Annotated in this window: 21 protein-coding genes; 11 read left to right on the forward strand and 10 right to left on the reverse strand. The window is 72.1% G+C overall.

Annotation, left to right across the window (positions count from 1 at the left end; all coding sequences use genetic code 11):
• Positions 1 to 223: 223 nt before the first annotated feature.
• On the reverse strand, positions 224 to 1,066 hold the full coding sequence (locus AB4Y83_RS16950; RefSeq protein WP_442276465.1) for a helix-turn-helix domain-containing protein: 843 nt from the start codon (positions 1,064 to 1,066) through the stop codon (positions 224 to 226).
• Positions 1,067 to 1,117: 51 nt separating this feature from the next.
• On the opposite strand from AB4Y83_RS16950, the gene AB4Y83_RS16955 reads away from it, so the two are divergent.
• Positions 1,118 to 1,687, forward strand: coding sequence for a TIGR03086 family metal-binding protein (locus AB4Y83_RS16955; protein WP_442297581.1), 570 nt, complete (start codon positions 1,118 to 1,120; stop codon positions 1,685 to 1,687).
• A 4-nt stretch (positions 1,688 to 1,691) separates the two neighbouring features.
• Here AB4Y83_RS16955 and AB4Y83_RS16960 read toward each other — a convergent pair whose 3' ends face one another.
• Entirely contained in the window at positions 1,692 to 2,375 is a 684-nt protein-coding gene (locus AB4Y83_RS16960) for a response regulator (protein WP_442276467.1), read from the reverse strand.
• Positions 2,368 to 4,029, reverse strand: a complete 1,662-nt coding sequence (locus AB4Y83_RS16965; protein ID WP_442276468.1) for a sensor histidine kinase — start codon at positions 4,027 to 4,029, stop codon at positions 2,368 to 2,370. Before AB4Y83_RS16965 ends, AB4Y83_RS16960 begins: the two co-directional genes overlap by 8 nt.
• An 87-nt stretch (positions 4,030 to 4,116) precedes the next feature.
• Here AB4Y83_RS16965 and AB4Y83_RS16970 point away from each other — a divergent pair, with 87 nt between their 5' ends.
• The gene (locus tag AB4Y83_RS16970) at positions 4,117 to 5,517 is read left to right on the forward strand and encodes a cation:dicarboxylate symporter family transporter (protein WP_442276469.1); all 1,401 of its coding nucleotides are present in this window, start codon (positions 4,117 to 4,119) and stop codon (positions 5,515 to 5,517) included.
• 266 nt (positions 5,518 to 5,783) lie between these two features.
• Positions 5,784 to 7,604: a BCCT family transporter gene (locus AB4Y83_RS16975; protein WP_442297582.1), complete on the forward strand. Its 1,821-nt coding sequence runs from the start codon at positions 5,784 to 5,786 to the stop codon at positions 7,602 to 7,604.
• Between the two features lie 118 nt (positions 7,605 to 7,722).
• Here the strand turns inward: AB4Y83_RS16975 and AB4Y83_RS16980 are convergent, their stop codons facing one another.
• Together AB4Y83_RS16980 and AB4Y83_RS16985 are read right to left on the reverse strand one after the other, a co-directional pair.
• The gene (locus AB4Y83_RS16980) at positions 7,723 to 8,370 is read right to left on the reverse strand and encodes a response regulator (protein WP_056775538.1); all 648 of its coding nucleotides are present in this window, start codon (positions 8,368 to 8,370) and stop codon (positions 7,723 to 7,725) included.
• Positions 8,363 to 9,559 carry a sensor histidine kinase gene (locus AB4Y83_RS16985; RefSeq protein ID WP_442276471.1) on the reverse strand — a complete coding sequence of 399 codons (1,197 nt, stop codon included), beginning with the start codon at positions 9,557 to 9,559 and terminating at the stop codon, positions 8,363 to 8,365. Before AB4Y83_RS16985 ends, AB4Y83_RS16980 begins: the two co-directional genes overlap by 8 nt.
• A 160-nt stretch (positions 9,560 to 9,719) precedes the next feature.
• On the opposite strand from AB4Y83_RS16985, the gene AB4Y83_RS16990 reads away from it, so the two are divergent.
• Together AB4Y83_RS16990 and AB4Y83_RS16995 are read left to right on the forward strand one after the other, a co-directional pair.
• Positions 9,720 to 10,679 carry an SMP-30/gluconolactonase/LRE family protein gene (locus AB4Y83_RS16990; RefSeq protein WP_442276472.1) on the forward strand — a complete coding sequence of 320 codons (960 nt, stop codon included), beginning with the start codon at positions 9,720 to 9,722 and terminating at the stop codon, positions 10,677 to 10,679.
• Between the two features lie 248 nt (positions 10,680 to 10,927).
• Positions 10,928 to 12,049, forward strand: coding sequence for an ankyrin repeat domain-containing protein (locus AB4Y83_RS16995; protein WP_442276473.1), 1,122 nt, complete (start codon positions 10,928 to 10,930; stop codon positions 12,047 to 12,049).
• Here AB4Y83_RS16995 and AB4Y83_RS17000 read toward each other — a convergent pair.
• The gene (locus AB4Y83_RS17000; protein ID WP_442276474.1) at positions 12,046 to 12,513 is read right to left on the reverse strand and encodes a MarR family winged helix-turn-helix transcriptional regulator; all 468 of its coding nucleotides are present in this window, start codon (positions 12,511 to 12,513) and stop codon (positions 12,046 to 12,048) included. The two genes, AB4Y83_RS16995 and AB4Y83_RS17000, sit on opposite strands and share 4 nt — an antisense overlap.
• Before the next feature lie 63 nt (positions 12,514 to 12,576).
• On the opposite strand from AB4Y83_RS17000, the gene AB4Y83_RS17005 reads away from it, so the two are divergent.
• Positions 12,577 to 12,945: a VOC family protein gene (locus tag AB4Y83_RS17005; RefSeq protein ID WP_442276475.1), complete on the forward strand. Its 369-nt coding sequence runs from the start codon at positions 12,577 to 12,579 to the stop codon at positions 12,943 to 12,945.
• A gap of 50 nt (positions 12,946 to 12,995) precedes the next feature.
• Positions 12,996 to 13,406: a VOC family protein gene (locus AB4Y83_RS17010; RefSeq protein ID WP_442276476.1), complete on the forward strand. Its 411-nt coding sequence runs from the start codon at positions 12,996 to 12,998 to the stop codon at positions 13,404 to 13,406.
• Positions 13,407 to 13,452: 46 nt separating this feature from the next.
• Here AB4Y83_RS17010 and AB4Y83_RS17015 read toward each other — a convergent pair whose 3' ends face one another.
• The 4 genes from AB4Y83_RS17015 to AB4Y83_RS17030 all read right to left on the reverse strand — a co-directional run bounded on the left by AB4Y83_RS17015 (position 13,453) and on the right by AB4Y83_RS17030 (position 18,472).
• Entirely contained in the window at positions 13,453 to 14,280 is an 828-nt protein-coding gene (locus AB4Y83_RS17015) for a hypothetical protein (RefSeq protein ID WP_442297583.1), read from the reverse strand.
• A gap of 224 nt (positions 14,281 to 14,504) precedes the next feature.
• A complete protein-coding gene (locus AB4Y83_RS17020; protein WP_442276478.1) occupies positions 14,505 to 15,995 on the reverse strand; it encodes a PH domain-containing protein in 1,491 nt (496 codons plus the stop codon).
• The gene (locus AB4Y83_RS17025) at positions 15,992 to 16,510 is read right to left on the reverse strand and encodes a PH domain-containing protein (protein ID WP_442276479.1); all 519 of its coding nucleotides are present in this window, start codon (positions 16,508 to 16,510) and stop codon (positions 15,992 to 15,994) included. Before AB4Y83_RS17025 ends, AB4Y83_RS17020 begins: the two co-directional genes overlap by 4 nt.
• A gap of 93 nt (positions 16,511 to 16,603) precedes the next feature.
• On the reverse strand, positions 16,604 to 18,472 hold the full coding sequence (locus AB4Y83_RS17030; protein ID WP_442276480.1) for an ABC transporter ATP-binding protein: 1,869 nt from the start codon (positions 18,470 to 18,472) through the stop codon (positions 16,604 to 16,606).
• 90 nt (positions 18,473 to 18,562) lie between these two features.
• On the opposite strand from AB4Y83_RS17030, the gene AB4Y83_RS17035 reads away from it, so the two are divergent.
• From AB4Y83_RS17035 to AB4Y83_RS17050, 4 genes are all read left to right on the forward strand, one after another.
• Positions 18,563 to 18,985 (forward strand): MarR family winged helix-turn-helix transcriptional regulator, encoded by a 423-nt coding sequence (locus AB4Y83_RS17035; RefSeq protein ID WP_235509594.1) that lies wholly within the window; start codon positions 18,563 to 18,565, stop codon positions 18,983 to 18,985.
• Between the two features lie 85 nt (positions 18,986 to 19,070).
• Positions 19,071 to 19,781 carry a hypothetical protein gene (locus AB4Y83_RS17040; RefSeq protein WP_442276481.1) on the forward strand — a complete coding sequence of 237 codons (711 nt, stop codon included), beginning with the start codon at positions 19,071 to 19,073 and terminating at the stop codon, positions 19,779 to 19,781.
• A 2-nt stretch (positions 19,782 to 19,783) separates the two neighbouring features.
• Positions 19,784 to 20,326 (forward strand): 2'-5' RNA ligase family protein, encoded by a 543-nt coding sequence (locus AB4Y83_RS17045; protein ID WP_442297584.1) that lies wholly within the window; start codon positions 19,784 to 19,786, stop codon positions 20,324 to 20,326.
• Positions 20,323 to 21,357 carry an LLM class flavin-dependent oxidoreductase gene (locus AB4Y83_RS17050; RefSeq protein WP_442276483.1) on the forward strand — a complete coding sequence of 345 codons (1,035 nt, stop codon included), beginning with the start codon at positions 20,323 to 20,325 and terminating at the stop codon, positions 21,355 to 21,357. The genes AB4Y83_RS17045 and AB4Y83_RS17050 overlap by 4 nt, the downstream gene beginning before the upstream one ends.
• The last annotated feature ends 26 nt before the right edge of the window (positions 21,358 to 21,383 follow it).

Genomic DNA, 21,383 nt, shown 5'->3' on the forward strand with positions numbered 1-21,383 from the left:
CGGCCTGCCAGGACCCGTCGGCCAGGACCGCGACGACGAAGTCGACGAGCCGGGCGTGCGCGTCGTGCAGGTCGGCGGCCAGGGACGCGACGTGGTCCCAGTCCTGCTCGATCTGCTGCGTGCTCCGGCTCTGCTCCATACCCTTGATCATACAGGTGTTCGAACGCCCGGACAAGACTTGTCCACACCAAAGACATTGTGCTGCAGGCGAATTGGGGCTGCCTCACCTGAAGCGTGACGCGAACTCGCCGGGCGTCATGCCGGTCGCCTTGCGGAAGTCTCGGGTGAAGTGCGCCTGGTCGGCGTAGCCGAGCTCGGCCGCTATGCCGGCCAGCTCGGCGTCGGAGTCGCGCAGCCGGTCGGCCGCCTCCTGGAGCCTCCGGCGGCGGATCAGCCACTTGGGCCCGAGCCCGATCCGCTTGTGCAGCAGGCGCTGCAGCGTCCGCTCGCTGATGTCGAAGCGCGCACACAGGTCGTCGACCCGCAGGAGCTCGGGAGAGGTCTCGACGTCCTCGATGATGGCGTTGACGAGGAGTCCCTCGTCGTCGACCGGGAGGAGCGGCCGCAGTGCCTCCTCGACCACCTCCCGCGCCGCGGCCTGCGCCTCCCGCGAGGTCGGGTCGGGTCGCATCGCCGACCGCACCCGGCGGCTGAGACCGATGCCGTCGAGGGTCGACAGCGTCGACAGGTCGACGTAGCGGTCGGTCATCCGGCGCACCGGCTCCCGCGTCATGAGATGGCCCGCGGCGGGCTGCAACATGACGCCGACGGCCCAGCCGCGTCCCGTCAGCATCTGGTGCGAGAGTCCGGACACGACGCCGTAGAAACGCGCGTAGCTGTCTGACACGACGACGAGGCAGACGGGGTACTGCAGAACTCGCTGCACCGAGTCGCGTCCAGCGGGCACGTCCCACACCGGGATCCAGAACCGGCGGGCGAGCCCTTCGAGGTCCGGCGAGACGGAGCTGCGGGCGATCGACCACGTGTGGTCGGTGGGATCGACGAGATGGGCCCGTTCGATGTCGTCGCGGGCCGCTGTCCGTCCTGCCCCGGCAGACGTCGTCACGTGTCGGAAAGTATCAAGACCCACCGACGCCCGGCTTCCTACGGTGACGGCATGACCTCACCGAGCACCGACGTCCTCGCCTCCTACCTCCGTCTCGCCGACCCGTTCGCCTCCGTCGTCGACCGGGTGCCGAACCACGCCTGGGACGGCTCGAGCCCCTGCGCGGGCTGGAGCGCCCGCGACGTGCTGACCCACGTCGTCACGACCCAGCGTGACTTCCTCGAGCAGCGCGGTGTCGATGCCGCGACCACGGCCGACCACGATGACCCTCGCGCCCTCTGGCAGGCCCATGACGAGCGGATGCGCGAGCTGCTCGCCGACCCGGACGTCGCCGGCCGGGAGTATGACGGCGTCTTCGGCCGTACGACCGTGGGCGCGTCGATCGTCACCTTCTACGGGTTCGACCTCGTCGTCCACCGCTGGGACATCGCCGTGGCCGCTGGGCTCGACGAGCACCTGTCGGACGAGGAGCTCGAGCTGCTCGACCGGTCGGCCGACGGGTTCGGGGACCACCTCTACGACGACGGCGTCTGCAAGCCGGCCGTGCCTGTCCGGAACGGCGCCGACCGTCAGGAGCGCGTGCTCGCCCGGCTCGGTCGACCCACGCCGGCGAACGCCTGAGCCGTCACCTCGCCCAGAGGTACTCGACCTCGGGGCGGCCGGCGCCGGCATACCTCGACCGTCGCACGACGACCCTTGTCTCGCAGAGGTACTCGGCATACCGGCGCGCCGTGACGCGACTGACGCCGAGCTCGTCGCCGAGCTCGGACGCGGAGCGTCCGCCGTCCGCCTCGCGGAGCAGCCGTGAGACGCGGGCGAGCAGCTCCTCACCCATCCCCTTCGGGAGCCGTGCCTCGGCCGCGACACGGGCGCCGGCGAAGACCTCGTCGACCTCGGCCTGGGTGCCGACCTCTGCGCCGCTCGTCACCTGGTCGCGGTAGGCGCGGTAGGCGAGCAGCCGCTCCCGCAGCGTCGCGAAGACGAAGGGCTTGAGGACGTACTGCACGATCCCGAGCGACACCGCGGCCCGGACGACGTCGAGGTCGCGCGCGGACGTGACGGCGATGACGTCGGCGCGGTGGCCGGCGGCACGCATGGCGCGCACGACGTCGAGCCCGTGCCGGTCGGGGAGGTTCATGTCGAGCAGGACGACGTCGATCTCCTTGTCCTGCAACGTCTTCAGTGCTGCCTGCGACGTGCCCACCGTTGCCACCACCTCGAACCCGTCGACCCGGCCGACGTAGGCCGTGTGGGCCTCCGCCGCGATCGGCTCGTCCTCGACGACGAGGACGCGCAGGACCTCAGTCATCGTCGCTCCCGCCGCAGTCGACCCCTTCATCGGCAGGCCCTTCACCGGCGGGCAGCCGCACGGTGAAGGTCGCGCCCGGCGGCCCTGACACCGCGAGCGTCCCGCCGAGCCGGTCGACCGTCTGGCCCACGAGCGCCAGCCCGATGCCGCGGCGACCCGCGCTGCCCTGCTCCTTCGTCGACCACCCACGCCGGAAGGCGTCCTCGACGGCACCCGGCGGCAGACCCGGCCCGTCGTCGGCGACCTCGAGGACGGCATACGCCTCCTCGACCCTCGAGTCGAAGCGCACGTGCCGCTCGGGGCGCGGCGTGCCGGGCTCGTCGGCCACGGCATCGAGGGCGTTGTCGATGAGGTTGCCGACGATCGTCACGACGTCACGGGTGGGTGCGACGTCGCGGGGCCAGTGCGCGCCCGGCTCGATCTCGAAGGCGATGCCGCGCTCGTGCGCCTCGGCCGCCTTGCCGAGCAGCAGCGCCGTGAGCGCCGGCTCGTCGACCGAGCCGACGACGCGGTCGGTGAGCAGCTGGGAGACCTGCAGCTCGTCGGTGGCGAAGTCCAGCGCCCGGTCGCTGTGCCCGAGCTCGATGAGGCTGACGATCGTGTGGAGCCGGTTCGCCGACTCGTGGGCCTGCGAGCGGAGCGCCTCGGTCAGGCCTCGGGCCGAGTCGAGCTCTCCCGTCAGTGCTTCGAGGTCGGTGCGGTCGCGCAGCGTCGCGACGTGGCCGAGCAGGCGTCCCTGCCAGCGGGCCGGTCCGCGGTTCAGCACGAGCACCCGCGCCGACGTCACGTGCAGCTCGTCCTCGTGCGCTGCGTCGTCGGTGAGCGCGGCCGTCAGGGCGGGGGCGAGCCCCAGCTCGGCGACCGGGCGTCCGACGGCGTCGGCGGGCAGGGCGAGCAGTCGGGTCGCCTCGTCGTTCGCGAGCCGGAGGTGACCGTCGAGGTCGGTGATGACGAGGCCCTCGGTGACGGCGTGCAGGACGGCGTCGTAGTACTCGTACATCTCGCGCAGCTGCTGCTCGCCGAGGCCGTGGGTCTGGCGCCTGATCCGGCGTGACACGAGGCCGGTCCCGAGGCCCGACAGCAAGGCGGCCACGAGACCCGCGAGAAGCAGTCCCGGCAGCTGGGCGCGCACCCGCTCGCCGACGGCCGACTTGCGGATGCCGACCGAGACGAGGGCGACGACCTTCCCCTGGTCGGTGACGGGCACGACGACGCGCGACGACGGCCCGAGCGTGCCCGTGTAGTCCTCCTCGACGACGCCGCCCGCGAGCGCCTCCTCCGTGTGTCCGAGGAACTTCTTCCCGATCTGCGTCGGGTCGGGGTGGGTGTAGCGGATCCCGTCGCGGCTCATGACGACGACGAAGTCGGTGCCCGACTCGACCCGCACGCGCTCGGCGTAGGGCTGGAGCACCGCCGACGGGTCGGGACCCTGGACGCCGGCGACGACGTCGGGCGTCGCCGCCATCGTCTCGGCGACCGCGAGGGCCCGGGCGATGGCCTCCTGGTCACCTGCGCGCTGGGCCTGGCCGTACGCCCCGGCGAGCCCGGCGACGACGACGAGCACCGCGATGAGCACCTGGAGCGCGAAGGTCTGCCCCGCGACGCTCCATCGCCCCGGGGCCGTCAGCACCCGTCGCGAGAACTCAATGAACACAACCGTGACCCTAGTCACTGGCCGCGGGAGCCTCGTCACATTCACCGGTCCCACGCCCAGCGCGGGACCCAGCCAACGGAGGTCACCGTGAGTTCCACCGCCGACAGCGCCGTCGACGCCCAGCCGGGCTCGGCCCCCAAGCGCGACCGCACCCATTTCCTCTACATCGCCGTCATCGTCGCCATGGTGGCGGGCATCCTCGTGGGGTGGGCCTTCCCCGAGGTGGGCAAGAACCTCAAGCCCCTCGGGACCGGCTTCGTCAACCTCATCAAGATGATGATCACGCCGATCATCTTCTGCACGATCGTGCTCGGCATCGGCTCGGTCCGGAAGGCCGCCCAGGTCGGCAAGGTCGGTGGCCTCGCCCTCGGCTACTTCATCACGATGTCGACGGTCGCCCTCGCGATCGGTCTCGTCGTCGGCAACATCATCAAGCCCGGTGACAGCCTCAACCTCACGGCCGCGATCGCCGAGTCCGGCCAGTCGCAGATCGCCGCCGAGTCGGAGGGCACGGTCGACTTCATCCTCGGGCTCATCCCCGACACGCTCGTCTCCGCGCTGACGTCGGGCTCGGTGCTCCAGGCCCTGCTCATCGCGCTCCTCGTCGGCTTCGCGCTCCAGCAGATGGGCAAGACCGGCGAGCCGATCCTCCACGCCATCAAGTACCTCGAGCGCCTCGTCTTCCGCCTCATGGCGATGATCATGTGGGCCGCCCCGATCGGCGCGTTCGGCGCCATGGCCGCCCTCGTCGGCGCCACCGGCATCGGCTCGCTCAAGAGCCTGGGCCTGCTCATGCTCGCCTTCTACGCGACGTGCGCGATCTTCGTCTTCGCCTTCCTCGGCAGCATCCTCAAGGTCGTCACGGGGATGAACGTCTTCTCGCTCTTCCGCTACCTCGGCCGCGAGTTCCTCCTCATCCTGTCGACGTCGTCGTCGGAGTCGGCCCTGCCGCGCCTCATCGCCAAGATGGAGCACCTCGGCGTCTCCCGTCCGGTCGTCGGCATCACCGTGCCGACCGGCTACTCCTTCAACCTCGACGGCACCGCGATCTACCTGACGATGGCGAGCCTCTTCATCGCCGAGGCGATGGACAAGCCGTTCAGCATCGGCGAGCAGATCAGCCTCCTCGTCTTCATGATCATCGCGAGCAAGGGCGCCGCGGGCGTCAGCGGTGCGGGTCTCGCGACCCTTGCCGGTGGCCTCCAGTCGCACCGCCCCGACCTCGTGCCGGGCGTCGGCTTCATCGTCGGCATCGACCGCCTCATGAGCGAGGCCCGCGCGCTGACGAACTTCGCCGGCAACGCCATCGCGACCGTCCTCATCGGCACGTGGGTCGGCGAGATCGACCGCGACAAGGCGTCACGCGTCCTCTCCGGCCAGGACCGCTTCGACGAGGCGAGCATGCTCGACCACGACGACGAGGTCCAGGACGACCTGGTCCCGGACGCCCGCGGTCACGAGCCGGAGCTCGTCGGCTCCAGCCGCTGACCCGTCCCTTCGAGGGGCCGCGAACCACCCGGTTCGCGGCCCCTCGTCGTCGTCGTGGCCCATCTCATGCCGAGCCTCGGAACTCTCGGGAACCATTGGCATACAAAAGGATTCATGATCGTGTATGCCGCCGTCCGCCTCCCGGCTGGAAGCTCGCTTTGCGCTCGTCCCCCCATCTTCGAGAGGGTGGTCGCTTCATCGAGACATCTGCGACACGTAACTGTGAGGAGACAGACGGCACCTCGTCGGGGTGCTGTCCATGACGTATGAGTGACCTGACCAAGAGTCCCGACGACGCGCTGCACCCGGCGCTCGAGCCACCACCGGTGAACCACGAGGAGGCCGCGCCCTCCCGGGTCGACCAGGTCGTCTTCGGCGTCGCCGCGGCCGTGGCGATCGCCTTCGTCCTCTGGGGCGCGCTCAGCACCGAGAGCCTCAGCACGAGCGCGTCCGCCGGCCTCGACTTCGTCGTGCACAACACCGGCTGGCTCTTCTCGCTCGTCGCCTCCGGCTTCGTCGTCTTCGTCATCTGGCTGGCGGCGAGCAAGTACGGCAACATCCCGCTCGGCGGTGACGGCGAGGCTCCCGAGTTCCGGACGTCGTCGTGGGTGGCGATGATGTTCTCCGCCGGCATGGGCATCGGGCTGATGTTCTACGGCGTCACCGAGCCGCTGACCCACCTCGTGAAGCCGCCGCCCGGCACCGGCGCGGCAGGCAACCCCGAGGCCGTGCAGACCGCGATGGCCACGACGATGTTCCACTGGTCGCTGCACCCCTGGGCCATCTACGCGGTCGTCGGCCTGGCCGTCGCGTACGGCGTCTTCCGCAAGGGCCGCTCGCTGCTCATCAGCTCGGCCTTCGCCCCGCTCTTCGGCGAGAAGCGCGCCAACGGGCCGGCCGGCAAGGTCATCGACATCTTCGCGATCTTCGCGACGCTCTTCGGCTCCGCCACCTCGCTCGGCCTCGGCGCCCTGCAGATCGGCTCCGGCCTCGAGATCGTCGGCGGCATCGGCAAGGTCGGCAACGGCGTGCTCATCGGCATCATCGCCGTGCTGACCGTCTGCTTCATCCTCTCGGCCGTCTCCGGCATCGAGAAGGGCATCCAGTGGCTCTCGAACATCAACATGGTGCTCGCCCTCGCCCTGGCGTTCTTCGTCTTCGTCRTCGGCCCGACGGTCTTCATCCTCAACCTCGTCCCGACGACCATCGGGTCCTACTTCAAGGACCTCGCGATGATGTCGGCCCGCACCGACGCCGCGGGCGGCGACGGCATGAAGGACTGGCTCGCCGGCTGGACGATCTTCTACTGGGCCTGGTGGGTCAGCTGGACGCCGTTCGTCGGCATGTTCATCGCCCGCATCTCGCGCGGCCGCACGATCCGCCAGTTCGTCTCGGGCGTCCTGCTCGTGCCGTCGGTCGTCTCGCTCATCTGGTTCGCCATCTTCGGCGGTGCCGGCATCGACCAGCAGCAGCACGGCCAGGACATCGCCGGCCAGTCGACCCCCGAGGGCTCGCTCTTCGCGATGCTCGGCAACCTGCCCTGGCCGACCGTGACCGCGATCGTCGTCATGCTCCTCGTCGCGATCTTCTTCGTCTCGGGCGCCGACGCCGCGTCGATCGTCATGGGCACGCTCTCCGAGAAGGGCACCCTCGAGCCGTCGAAGAAGACCGTGATCTTCTGGGGCGCCGCCACGGGCGCCGTGGCCGCGATCATGCTGCTCATCGGTGGTGAGGACGCCTTGTCGGGTCTCCAGAACGTCACGATCGTCGCGGCCCTGCCCTTCCTCGTCATCATGATCGGGCTGGCGGTCGCGCTCGTGAAGGACCTGTCGCGTGACCCGCAGGTCGTCCGTCGGCAGTATGCCGTCGCGGCCGTCGAGCACGCCGTCGTCGCGGGCGTCAGCGAGCACGGTGACGACTTCTCGCTCACGGTCCAGGAGACCGCGCCCGGCGAGGGTGTCGGCGAGATGGTCCAGACCGACCCCGTCGCGGAGCCGGTCGAGGCGAAGGACGTCGAGGTCGAGGACGGTCTCGGCGGCCGCGTCGACGAGCAGACCGACAAGGTCGGCGCCTCGATGCGCCTCTGAGCCCGGGGCGTCGCCGTTCTCTCCCCGCTCGCGCCGAAGGCGCGCCGTGGCGCGGTTGCGGGCGAGTCAGGACCCCTTTCGAGGCTGGGACGTGCGCCGTGGCGCGGTTGCGGCCGGCTCAGCCGCCTGGTCGGATGATGCGGCGCTCGATCGCTGCCGCCACCGCCCCGGCGCGGGTGTCGACGCCGAGCTTGGTGTAGACGTGGCTGAGGTGGGACTTCACGGTCGCCTCGGAGACGAGCAGCTCGCGCGCCATCTCGCGGTTTCCGAGCCCGCGCGAGAGCAGCTCGAGCACCTCCACCTCGCGCTCGGTGACGACCGGCCCGGGTGAGGCCGCGCGCCGCACGAGCCGCGCCGCGACCGACGGGGCGAGCACCGTCTCGCCGCGGGCCGTGGCCCGGATGCCGGCGAAGAGTTGGTCGGCCGGGGCATCCTTGAGCAGGTAGCCGAGCGCGCCCGCGTCGAGGGCCCGCAGGATGTCGGCCTCCGTGTCGTAGGTCGTGAGGACGAGGACGTGCGGCGGCTCGGGCAGGGCGCGCAGTCGCGCCGTGACCTCGGCCCCTCCCGGCCCGTCCCCGAGGTTGAGGTCCATCAGCACGACGTCGGGCCGTTCGGTGGCGACGACGCGCTCGGCGCCCGCCAGGTCGCTCGCCTCACCGACGACCTCGATGCCGTCCTGGCCGTCGACGAGGGCGCGCAGTCCCGCGCGGACGACCGGGTGGTCGTCGACGAGGACGACGCGCACGGCGCCGGTGCCGTCAGCCACGGGAGACCCCTGCGGTGATCGGGAAGCGGACCGACACGGTCGTGCCCTCGCCGGGCGCGCTCTCGACGTCGGCGCTGCCCCCGAGGTCATCGGCCCGATGGCGTATGCCGTCCAGCCCGCGCCCGCGGTCCCCCCGCGCGTCCGGTCGGTTGGGTCGCGTCGGGTCGAAGCCGCGGCCGTCGTCCCGGACGTCGAGCAGCACCTCGTCGGAGAGGTAGGTCAGGCTGATGTCGGCGCGGGTGGCGTGGGCGTGCTCGACGACGTTGGCCAGGGCTCCTCGGGTGGACCGGACGAGCGCGCTGGCGACGTCGGCCGGCACGGCGACGGGGTCGCCGTGCACGCGGACCCTGACGTCGAGGCCGTGGGAGGCAGCCGTGGCGCCCGCGCGTTCGAGCGCGGCCGGGAGGGCGTCACCTGTCGTGTCGTCCTCGAGGTCCGCCGGGGCGAGGTCGCGCACGACGCGGCGCACCTCGTCGAGTCCCTCTCGGGCTGCCGTCCCTGCAGCCACGACGTGCTGGCGGGCGACGAGCGGCCTTCGGTCCCAGTCCTGCTCGGCCGCGGCGAGGAGCAGGGTGATGCTGGAGAGCCCCTGACCGACGGAGTCGTGGATCTCGCGCGACAGGCGGGTCCGCTCGGCGAGGGCACCGGAGCGGTGCTGGGCGGCAGCGAGATCGGCCTGCGCGTCGGTCAGCTCGTCGATGAGGGCCTGCCGGGTCCCGGCCTCCCGCTCGAGGGCTCGGTAGGACAGCACGGTGACGAGCGCGATGCCGACGGGTCCGACGACGACCGTCGGGTCCACCTCGTCGATGATGCGACTCCATCCCACGCTGACGACCGCTGTCATGGCGACGACGACCGTGACGGCATACGCGAAGGGGAGCACCTGGAGCACGGCGAAGGCCACGGGCACGGCGGTCCACGCGAACGAGGGGGCGACGAGCGTCAGCGCCACCCAGAGCACGACGACGACCGCGATCCACACGTAGGGCCACGCGGCACGGTCGGCGACGAGCCGACGCGTGAGGTAGGCGGCGCCGAGGAGGGTGGCACCCGCGAGGACGAGGAGCGCGGTGCCGTCGAGGTCGTGGCGCAGCAGGTAGCGCGCCGAGCACGTCACGAGGAGCACGACGAGGACGGCGTCGAGCCATCGGTCGAGTCGCGCCACCGGCGCGAGGATGCCCTCTTCCATGACCGGCAGCCTAGGGACGGCGCGGGCCGCCGGCATCATCCGATCGGCTAGTCCGGTGTGGCCGGTTGTCCGACGCGGCGGGTGGGCTGGATCGGCGACGGTGGTGGGGACCGCACGACGACCCTCGTCCTCACGATCACCTCACACCGGGAGACCCACCATGAAGCGCAGCCTCGCCGTCGTCCTCGTCCTCGCCGCGGTACCCCTGCTGGTGGCGGCGCCCGCACAGGCCGACCCGCCCGGCCACGGTCGGCCGGGCACCTATCGGCTGACCGGCGACGTCGGCGGCTCGAAGTTCGAGGGCATCGGCGCGGACGAGCGGCGCGGCGTCTTCTACGTCAGCGAGGTGACGGGCGGTGAGATCCACCGAGGCTCGGCCGGCACGGCCCAGACCGAGCAGTGGCTGGGCGGCGACGGCACCGACGGTCGGTTCACGGCCCGCGGGATCACGACCGACGCGACTGGTCGGGTCTACGTGGCCGGCGGCCCGAACGGCATCGGCACCGGTCGGCCCGACCTCTGGGTGTACGCGCCGGACGGCCGCCTGCTGGCCGCGCTCCGTGCTCCGGGGGAGAACGTGTTCCTCAACGACGTCGCGATCGGTCCCGACGGGGCGGCCTACTTCACGAACTCCAACGCGCCGCAGGTCTTCCGGGTGGCGGTCGGCGGGACGGCCTGGGGAGTGACCCGCTGGGCCGACGCGACCGGCACCGTCGAGCAGCGGGCCGGCTTCAACCTCGGCGGCATCGTCGTCAGTGCCGACCGCTCCGCCCTCGTCGTCGCCCAGGGCAACGCCGGTCTGCTGTGGCGCTTCGACCTGCGCACGGCCGCGGTGTCGCCCGTCGCGACCGGCGTGGCGTCGCTCACCGACGCCGACGGCCTCGTACGGCAGGGGTCGCGGCTCACCGTGGTGCGCAACTTCGCACGGATGCTCGCCACGCTCGAGCTGCGGGCCGACGGCCGGGCCGCCCGGCTCGTGTCCCAGGTCGCCACCGACCCCGAGCGGGTGCTGACGACGGCCAAGGTGCTCCGGGGCAGGACGCTCTTCGTCGACAGCAAGTTCGACGAGCAGGTCGCGTCCGGGCCGTACGAGGTCGTCACCGATCCGCTGGCACGATGAGGACCATGCGACGGGGCAGCAGGACGAGCGCCACGGTCGCGGTGGCCGCCGGTCTGGCCGTGGCGACCGTCCTCGCCGCCTGCACCTCGAGTCGCCCCGCCGCCACCACGGTGACCCCACCGGCCACGCCTGCCACAACGACGGGTGTGGCGACGGAGCCACTCGACGGGGCCGAGACGCCCACGGGAGGGTCTGCTGTGACGACGAGGCCACTCGAGGGGGGAGAGGCCAGCACGGGAGGAGCCAGGATGGCGACGCCGTCGGCGGCCGAGCAGGTGCGGCTCGACGCTGCGCTGCGGGATGCGGCGTGGAAGGACGACCTGCCGCGCGCGAGAGCTCTCGTCGGCCGGGGTGCGGACGTCAACGCCAAGGACGAGACCCAGCAGTCGGCATACCTCGTCGCGACGAGCGAGGGCCACCTCGGGCTGCTGCGCCTCGCACTCGCCCACGGCGCCCGCGTCGACGACAAGGACAGCTGGAACGGCACCGGCCTCATCCGGGCGGCCGAGCGCGGGCACGCGCTCGTCGTCGGCGAGCTGCTCCGCGCCGGGATCGACCGCGACCACGTCAACCGGATCGGCTACCAGGCGATCCACGAGGCCGTGTGGCTCGGACGCGACACGACCTCCTACGTCGACACCGTGCGCGTGCTCGTCGCCGGCGGTGTCCAGCTGACCCGACCCTCGCGCGACGAGGGGCTCACCCCGCTCCGGATGGCCCGTGAGCGCGGATTCGACCGACTGACAGGAGTTCTCGTGACTGCAACCACGGCCGACCGTGTGGACGACCCTGATGCGGCACTCCTCTCGGCCGCTCAGCGCGGCGACGCAGACGCCGTGTCGCTGGCCCTGCGCGCCGGAGCCGACATCGAGGCCCGCGACGCGAAGCGGCGGACCCCGTTGCTCCTCGCCGTCACCGGCGACCATGTCGACGCCGCAAGGGTGCTCGTCGCGATGGGTGCAGACCCCGACGCGCTCGACGATCGCCACGACACCCCGTGGCTCGTCACCGGGGTGACCGGCAGCGTCGCGATGCTCGAGACGCTGCTGCCCGCCGGTCCCGACCTCACGGTCCGCAACCGCTTCGGCGGGGTCTCGGTCATCCCGGCGAGCGAGCGCGGGCACGTCGACTACGTGCGTCGCGTCGTGCAGACCGGCATCGACGTGAACCACGTCAACGACCTCGGCTGGACGGCCCTGCTCGAGGCCGTGATCCTCGGCGACGGCGGCGAGCGACACCAGCAGATCGTGCGCCTCCTCCTCGATGCCGGCGCCGACCGGTCGATCGCCGACAAGGACGGCGTCACCGCGCTCGAGCACGCCCGCGAGAAGGGGTATGCCGCCATCGCCCGGATCCTCGAGCAGTTCTAGCTGCGGTCGGTGGGGCCGGGGCTGTCGCGCAGCGAGAGAACCATGCCGCGCAGGATGCGGAAGGCGTCATTCTGCTCGGCCTCGGTCAGGCCGGCCAGCATCCTGACCTCGACGGACCGGACCGCCGCGCTCGCCGTCGCCAGGCTCCGTCGGCCGCGGGGTGTCAGCCGGGTCGGAAGGGCCTTCCCGACCGGTGCCTCTGCGGGGCGCGTCACGAAGCCGTCTCGTTCGAGGGCCTGGAGCAGCACGTTCATCGACTGCCGGGTCACGAAGGCCCCACGCGCCAGCTCGGAGTTCGACAGGCCCGGTCGCTGTGCCAGCAGCTCGAGGCACGAGTAGTGGGTCACCGTCATCCCGAGCGGCCGCAGCACGTCCTCCATGGCGGCGCGCAGGGCGCTCGACGCCTCCTTCAGCAGGTAGCCCAGGGACGTCTCGAGGTCGACGCCGACATCGTCTTGACTCATGTCAGTATTCTGACATACGGTCCTTCGTGTCAGATAACTGACACGAATCCCAAGGAGGCCATCGTGCCTGTCACCGGTCCCGACTTCATCTCGCTCCAGGCAACCGACCTCGACGCCTCCCGGGCGTTCTACGAGCAGTACCTCGGTCTCGTGCGGTCCCAGGCCGGGCCTCCGCATGCCATCGTCTTCGAGACGACGCCGATCGCCTTCGCGTTGCGCGACGTGGTGACCGGCACCGATCTCGCATCAGCCGCCCAGCCGGGCATCGGTGCCGCGATCTGGCTCCACGCCACGGACGTCCAGGCCATCCACGACGCCCTGGCCGCAGACGGTCACACCATCGTCTCCGCGCCGATCGACGGTCCGTTCGGTCGGACCTTCACCTTCGCGGACCCCGACGGCTACCACGTCACCCTCCACGACCGCGCCTGATGCCGGCCGGCCCGGACTGCGGTCGATGGGCCGTGTGACACGATCTCCGGGTGCTACGACTGACCGATGTCATCATCGACTGCCCGGACGCGATGATGCTGGGGGCCTTCTATTCGGAGGTGACGGGTCTCCCCGTCAAGGCGGGCAGCCACGACAACTGGGCCGGCATCCAGCTCGGTGAGATCGAGCTGGCCTTCACGCCGGTCGAGGACTACCGCGCCCCACAGTGGCCGGACGGTGACCACCCCAAGCAGTTCCATCTCGACTTCGAGGTCGATGACATCGAGGCCGAGCATCGCCGTGTCGTGGCCCTGGGCGCGACCCTGCACCAGGACTCCATCGGCCCCGACGGCTTCGGCTGGCGCGTCTACACCGACCCCGTCGGTCACCCGTTCTGCCTCTGCCGCAACAAGGGCGTCACATGGACCGACGAGGGCCCCATCTGGCAGACGGGCGAGTAGCGCGAGCCGGATCTGCTCCCGAACCGCGGCGCGTTGCCGCTGGACGTCAGCGGGCGGTGGTGGGCTCGACTCGATCCCCGGAGTCCACGCCGGCGCCGAGGTAGGTGAGGGCGACGGTGGCTGCCACCCACGCGGCGGCAGCCCAGACCCAGCCGCCGTGCACGGCCCACACGCACAGCGCGAGAGCCGCGATCTGAACGGCCGTGAAGACATATCGGAAGTCGCGGTACCTACGGTGCAGACCGACGGCCACACCGAAGAACAGGGCCGCGACCGTGACGCCGAATCCGGCGACCAGCAGGGCCAGGGCCGTCCCGAGCCCAGCGAAGCCGCTCGTGCCGCCGGTGTTCGCGTTCGGGCCGAGCAGGACGGCGGCGATGACAGCTCCCGCCAGGAGTGCGGCAGCCCCTTGGAGCGCGGCGACCACGACGACCGCTCGCCCAGCGGCGAGGTTGCCACCGACCGTGCCAGATCCCGAGGCGGTGGGTCCTGCGGGTCGGTGGAGCTGGAAGAGCGCGCGGACCAGCGCGACGAGAGCGAAGCCGAAGGGCAGCGCGAACAGCGACATCGGGCCAGCGAACCGTGACGGTGCCGCGAGTACGGCGCAGGCGGCGAGAACGGTCGCCGGGACCGCCCACCTGGCCCACGGCCTGGACCACGGCAGGACCGACGGAACGAGCAGGTACCCGAACGGGACGACCACGACGCCCAGGAGGCCGAGGCCACCCCAGGCAGGTCCGACCAGGGCGGCGACGGTTGCGACGGGGCCGGTGAGCAGCAGCGCAGCCTGCCCCGCGGTCGGGCGCCACACCGCGGCCGTCATGACGAGCGCGAGCGCGCACGTGGCCGCGACGAAGAGCCAGGCGTAGGTCATTTCGCGGATCCCCCTGGGTTCAGGTCGTTGCGCCGCGTCCGCCGTGTCGGCCGCGGTCGTGTGGGTCGTGGGCGTCCGGCAGGGCCCGCCCGGATGCCCAGTGTCCCGCTGCCGACGCGCACCGGGATGAGTGTGCGAACCCACCTGACCCGAGCGGGCCACCACGGTGGCCCGGAGCCGTGACCATGAGTCCATCCGAGGGGCCACGTGACGGCCCTTCGGTGTCAGGCGAACTCGGCGACCAGGTCGGGGCTGACCTGGGCCAGGACGGCATACGCCATCTCGACGGGGAGGTCGACGACGTCGTAGTGCTGGGCTCCGGCAGCAGTGGTGGCGACGAGTGTCGCGACGCCGACGCGTCGCTGGAAGAAGGACTGCTCGACCTTCCAGCCGATGATGCCGGCGCGGTCGAGCACGACGCGCTGCCGGTCGAGCGAGCCGTGTCGCGTCACGAGGTGGTCGGGGGTCACGGCGTGCCCCAGCGCGCGGTAACGGTCGCGGCCCAGGGCGACGGCGCCGACGAGCAGGAGTGGCACGAGGACGAGCAGTGAGCCGTGCCAGTCCCACAGCAGCCGTGCCACGACGAGGAGCGCGGCGACGAGGAGCGCCGGCACGACGGCGCGCGTCAGGCGACGGCGCCGGGCGGCGGGGCCGTGTGGCGTGAGCGGCCCTGACACCGCGGCCTCGTCGGGGCGGATGCGCAGCGCGAGGGGCGTCACGACGCCGGCCGGCGCGGGCGGGCACAGCCAGTCGGAGCCGCCCTGCTCGCGGAGCAGGCCCGACGTGACCACCTTGAGCCGGCTGGCCCCGGCCAGACGGAGCCCGAGCGGCTCGTCGAGCCGGACGCCGCGGACCCGGGCGGCGTCGATGCTCGTCTCCCGGTTCGTCAGCAGGCCGCGGCGCGTGTGCAGGGTGCCGAGCCGGTTGCGGGTCAGCCGGAAGCCCCAGAAGGTCAGGACGTAGGCGCCGACCGCGAGGAGCGACACGACACCGAGCAGGAGCAGCACGTCGACCCACCAGGCCAGACGCGACACGAAGGACGCGCCGTCGCGGAAGACCGACCGCTCCTGCGAGAAGCGCGAGAAGCCCTGCGATGCGAAGCCGACGATCGCCGCGGCGCTCGCGAGCCCCGTCACGGTGAGCGGCGCATAGCGGATCCATGACGGGTCGAGGCGCACGAGCACCTCGTCGTCGACGGGCGGTGGTGCGTCGTCGGGCACCTCGTCGACGGCCACCGGCGCGCCGGTCGGCGCGGGCAGACCGGTCACAGCAGGGTCGACGCGGTGCAGCAGCTCGGCCCGCAGGCGACGACCCGCGTCGACACCCAGCGAGTCGAGGACGAGCCGGTCGTGCTGGCCGCCGGCGGTCGAGATCTCGACCTTGGCCAGACCGAGGACGCGGTGGTAGACCCGCGCCGTCAGGTCGATGGTGCGCACCTTGTCGAGGCGCGCCGTCGTCGTCTGCTTCGTGAAGAGGCCGCGCCGCAGCTCGATCTGGCCGTCGGCGATGCGGTAGCGGGTCGTGACCCACCGCAGCACGCCGAACGCGACGATGAGCGGGACGGCATACAGCTCCCACCGGTCGTTGTCCTCGGAGCCCGCCCGGAAGACGACGAGCGCGAGCAGTGCGGGCAGGAAACGGATCAGCGTCTCGAGGGGGTGGACGAGGAGCATCCGGGCGTCGAGCCGGCGCCAGCCCTCCGCGTCCTCGGTCACGTCGCGTCGCCCGTCTCGGCCACGGCCGCCGCCGTCAGCGCGTCGACGAGCTCGTGGGCGACGGGCAGGTCGAGACCGTGGATGGTGACGGGCCCCGCGGCGGACGCCGTCGTGATCGTCACGGCGGCCAGGCCGAGCAGCTGGGCGACGGGACCGCGTTCGAGGTCGACGGTCTGCACGCGGCTTAGCGGCGCGATGCGACGCTCCTGCCACAGCCAGCCGCTCTGCGTGTAGATCGCGCGGGGGGTCGCCTCCCACCGGTGCACGCGGTAGCGCCACTGCGGCATCGCGACGGCGTACGCGGCGCCGGCGACGAGCCACGCGGCTCCGACGACCCAGTGCGGGGTGCGCGACGGGGCGTCGTCGACGAGCCACCAGACGACCTGCCCCGCGAGCAGGAGGGCGAGGACGACGAGGGCCTGCAGCGTCCACATGAGGACGGCACGGCGCGAGACCCGGTGCGCGGGTTCGCGGAGCACGGCACCGGGGGCGACGGGCACGTCGAGGGGTTCCACGGCCCCACGGTGCCACACCGGTGCCGGAGGGCGGCATCCGACCGAGGTATGCCGCCCTGTCGACCTTCGTCGGGTCGTGCCCTCCGCCCGGGGTCAGGCCGCGAGCGCCTCACGGGCTGAGCCCTCGCGGGCCTGCACGAGCCGGGTGTAGCGGCCGCCGCGGGCCATCAGGTCGTCGTGGTCGCCGAGCTCGGCGACCCGACCGTGGTCGAGCACGGCGATCTGCTCGGCGTCGCGGATCGTCGACAGGCGGTGCGCGATGGTCAGGGTCGTGCGGCCGGCCATGAGCCGGTCGATCGCGGCCTGCAGCTCGCGCTCGGTCTCGTTGTCCAGGGCGCTCGTCGCCTCGTCGAGCACGAGGACGCGCGGGTTGCGCAGGAGCGTGCGGGCGATGGCGAGGCGCTGCTTCTCCCCTCCGGAGAAGCGGTGGCCGCGGGCCCCGACGACGGTGTCGAGGCCGTCGGGAAGGCTCGCGACGAGGGGTGCGACCTGGGCCGCGGCGAGGGACTGCCACAGCGCGTCGTCGGTGGCGCCGGGGGCGGCGAGCAGGAGGTTGTCGCGGATCGAGGCGTGCACGAGGTACGTGTCCTGCGAGACGACGCCGACGATCCGGGCGAGGTCTGCAGGGTCGAGGTCGCGCAGGTCGACGCCGTCGATCGTCACGCGCCCGGACTGCGGGTCGTGCAGCCGCGCGAGGAGACCGGCGAGGCTCGACTTGCCCGAGCCGGTCTCACCGACGAGGGCCAGCGTCGTGCCCGCGGGCACGTGGAGCGTGACGTCGGAGACGGCATACGCCCTCTCGGTGGGGGAGGCCGTGGCGTCGTGGCTGAAGGTGACGCCCTCGAAGCGCACCTCGCCGCGCAGCCGGTCGTGCTGCACCGCAACGGGATCGGCGGGAGGCGCGACCTCGACGGGCAGGTCGAGGTAGCCGAAGATGCGGCTGAAGAGCGCCATCGAGGTGACCCACTGGGCTCCGACGTCGAGCAGTCCCATGAGCGGTCGGAAGATGCCGGCCTGCAGGGTCGTGAAGGCGATGAGCGTGCCGATGGTCATGCCGCCCGAGGTCGCGGGCAGTCCGGCGGCGAGGTAGATGAGCGCGGGGATCGCGGCGAAGATGATCTGCATCGTTGCCATCCGCCAGCGGCCGGCGAGCTGCGAGCGCAGCTCGAGGTCGATGAGGTCGGTGGACGTCTCGGCGAAGCGGTCGGCCGTGGCCTCCCCGGCGCCGAGCGTCTTGACGAGGGTGGCGCCGCTGACGGTGAGGCCCTCCTCGACCTGGCTGTGCAGGTCGGCGAGACGACGCTGGCGCTGGGCGGTGATGTCGCGGCGCAGCAGGGCGACCTTGCGGGTCATGAGGACGGCCGGCGGGATGACGAGCAGGGAGAGCAGCGAGAGGCGCGGGCTCAGGGCCACCATGGCGATGGCCGTCGCGACGGCGGTCGTGAGGTTGCTCGCGATCGACGTCGCCGTCGACGTGATGACCGACTGCAGGCCGCTGATGTCGTGGGTGAGGCGCGACTGCACCTCGCCGCTGCGGGTGCGGGTGAAGAAGGCGACGGACTGGCGCTGCAGGTGGCGGAAGACGTCGGTGCGCAGCCCGTGCATGACGCGCTGGCCGACGGAGGTGGTGAGCCACGTCTGGACGACGCCGAGCAGCTGGCTCACGACGGTGACGGCGAGCATGCCGCCGACGGCCCACAGCAGGAGGCGGACGTCCTGGTGGGGGAGGGCGTCGTCGATGACGGCACGCAGCAGGAAGGGCTGGGCCATCGAGACGACCGAGATCGCCACGATGATCGCGGTGACGACGGCGACGGTGCGGGTGTGGGGGCGGAAGAGACCGGCGACCCGTCGCAGGGAGACGGGGGACTCGGCGAGCTGGGCGCGGTCCTGCGGGTCGATCTTCCCGGGCTGGCGGCCGCCGCGGTGGGTCGGCCCGAGGGTGGTGGTGGTGTCGGTCATGCGGTCACTCCATCTGTGGACTCCAGTTCATGATGCTGAGGTTACCTCACTATGAGGTCAATCTACAAACCACGCCGTATGCTGCTCCCCATGCGTGACGCCGACGAGCCCTCCCTCGACGAGCTGCTCATGGGCGCGGCGCGGGCGCTGCGGCGGCGCTGGGCCACCGGGCTCGGGTCCGACCTGTCGCCCCACGACGCCCGTGCGTTGCGCGTCATCGGGCACCACGGGCCCACGCGTCTCGGCGTCGTCGCCGACCACCTGCGCATCGCGCCGCGCTCGGCCACCGACGTCGTCGACCGGCTCGAGTCGCGGGGCCTCGTCCACCGCAGCCCCGACCCCGACGACCGCCGCGCCATGACCGTGGCCCTCACCGCGGTGGGGGAGTCGGTCCTCGCCGAGGTCGACGAGGCACGGCGCGAGGGCGCGGCCGACTTCTTCGGGTCACTGAGCGACCGCGAACGCACGTCGCTCGCGGCCCTCCTCGCGCGGCTCGACCCCCGGGAGCCCTGAGGTCGAAATGTCCCCTGACATACACTTCCCTGCCGGCAACCGACGGCACGTGATGCCGGGGCGAGCGCCGGCGAGGAGCTGCTGGGTGGCTGACGTGAACGGGCTCGTCATGGTCGAGGGGCGCCCCGGGTCGGGCCGAACCTCGATCGCCGAGGACATCGTCGAATGGCTGGTCGGCGAGCACGTCGCCGTCGAGCACCGGGCCGAGGGGCAGGCCGATCACCCCGTCGACGTCGACCACGTCGTCGTGCTCGACACCGCGCAGCTCCTCGCACTCGCGGCCGAGTCGACCGATACCTCCCGGGCCCTGCTCGGCGCCGCCGAGCAGCACGGGGACGCCTGGGTCGTGCGGCCCGCGTCGCAGGCGGCCCTGCCCGAGCCGCTGCGCGCGCGGGTCCGCGAGGTCGCGGGCCGGGCGCGGGTCCCCGCCGAGCTCACCGCCTCCCTCGTCGCCGAGGCGTGGGCCCGCTTCGGAGCGAACGGACCCGGTGGCGTCCACGTCTGGGAGTCCGCCCTGCTGCGGTCGCCCGACGTCGCCCTCGTGCGCCGTCTCGTCGACGCCGTGCGCGCGCACCAACCGGTCGTCGTCTACCTCGACGACGACCGTGAGATCGGGTCGAGCCGGCAGGGCCAGCGGCGCGAGCTCGACCTCGTCGTCGTCGCCGGCCTCGACGTGCCGACGCTCGTGGTGCCGGTCGGTGACGGTCGCCGGGACGATCACACGGCGGCCGTGCGCGACTTCGTCGCAGACCACCTCGGCCTCACCGGCCGGCGTGACTCGCAGCAGGTCGCCTGACCATGCCCCTGCACGCGGTCGAGGGCCTGCTCGACGCCACCTCCGACACGGAGGTCCGGCGTGAGTGGGCGGCCCTGGCCGCGGCGGGACTGCCGAGCCAGTCGCAGCACCAGGGTGCGACGAACGCGCCGCACCTCACCCTGGCGCTCGCCGGGGTCGTCCCCGACTACGTCGAGGCCCGGATCGCCCGCGTTCTCGAGACGATGCGGCCCGTGCCGATCCGCCTGGGGTCGCTCCTCGTCATGGGCTCCCGTCGCTACGTCCTCGCCCGCCTCGTCGTCCCGACACCCGAGCTGCTCGACCTCCAGCGGTCGCTCGCGGCTGCGACGGTCGGGGCGCCCGACGTGCCCGACCAGGTGCGTCCGGGCCGCTGGACCCCGCACGTCACCATCGCCCGCGGGCTCGGCTCGCGCCAGGTCGGGGAGTCGCTCGCCGTCCTCGACCGCGCCCGCCCCCTCGACGGCACGATCGAGTCGGTCCGCCGCTGGGACCCCGACGCCGGGCGCACGTGGCAGGTGGGCGGCATACCTACGATGGGCGCATGAGCCTCGAACTCGGCCTCGACACGTTCGGCGACATCGCTAACGGCCCCGACGGTGCCCCGCTCCACCCCGCCACGGTGATCCGGGAGGTCCTGGCCGAGGGTGAGCTCGCCGACCGGCTCGGCCTCGACTTCTTCGGCGTGGGCGAGCACCACCGCGACGACTACGCCGTGAGCGCGCCCGACGTGCTGCTCGCCGGCCTCGCGGGGCGCACCGAGCACATCCGCCTCGGCACGTCGGTGACGGTCCTGTCCAGCGACGACCCGATCCGCGTCTTCCAGCGCTTCTCCACCGTCGACGCGATCAGCCGTGGCCGTGCCGAGATCACTGTCGGCAGAGGCTCGTTCATCGAGTCGTTCCCGCTCTTCGGTCTCGACCTCGGCGACTACGAGACGCTCTTCGAGGAGAAGCTCGACCTGCTCGCGGCCGTCGTGGCCGAGCAGCCGATCCGCTGGGAGGGTTCGATCCGCCCGCCCGTCCAGGTCGAGAAGGTCATGCCCGCGACGGAGTCCGGCCACCTGCCCGTGTGGGTCGGCGTCGGCGGCACCCCGCAGTCGGTCGTCCGCGCCGCGCACTACGGCTTCCCCGTCGTCATCGCCATCATCGGCGGCTCCGCGCGCCAGTTCGCACCGCTCGCCGACCTCTACCGGCGCGCGCTGTCCGAGATGGGCAGGCCCGAGCTGCCGATCGGGGTGCACTCGCCCGGCTACGTGGCCGCCACCGACGAGCAGGCGCGTGACGACTTCATGCCGCACTTCCTGCCCTACATGAACAAGCTGGGCCGCGAGCGTCGCTGGGCGCCCATGGGCAAGGACCAGGCCCTCCAGCAGCTCGGCCCCGAGGGAGCCGTCTACTGCGGGTCGCCCGACACCGTGGCCGCCAAGATCGTCGACACCGTCCGCGTGCTCGGCCTCTCCCGCTTCCAGCTGAAGTACTCGTTCGGCACGCTCCCGCACGACCAGCGGATGGAGTGCATCCGCCTCTACGCCGAGGAGGTCGTGCCGCGCGTCCGCGCGCAGCTCGACGAGGACTGACGGCGACTGACGTGCGGATCCTCTTG

Origin of the sequence: Terrabacter sp. RAF57 (genome assembly GCF_052113925.1) — a bacterium.
Taxonomy (GTDB): Bacteria; Actinomycetota; Actinomycetes; order Actinomycetales; family Dermatophilaceae; genus Terrabacter.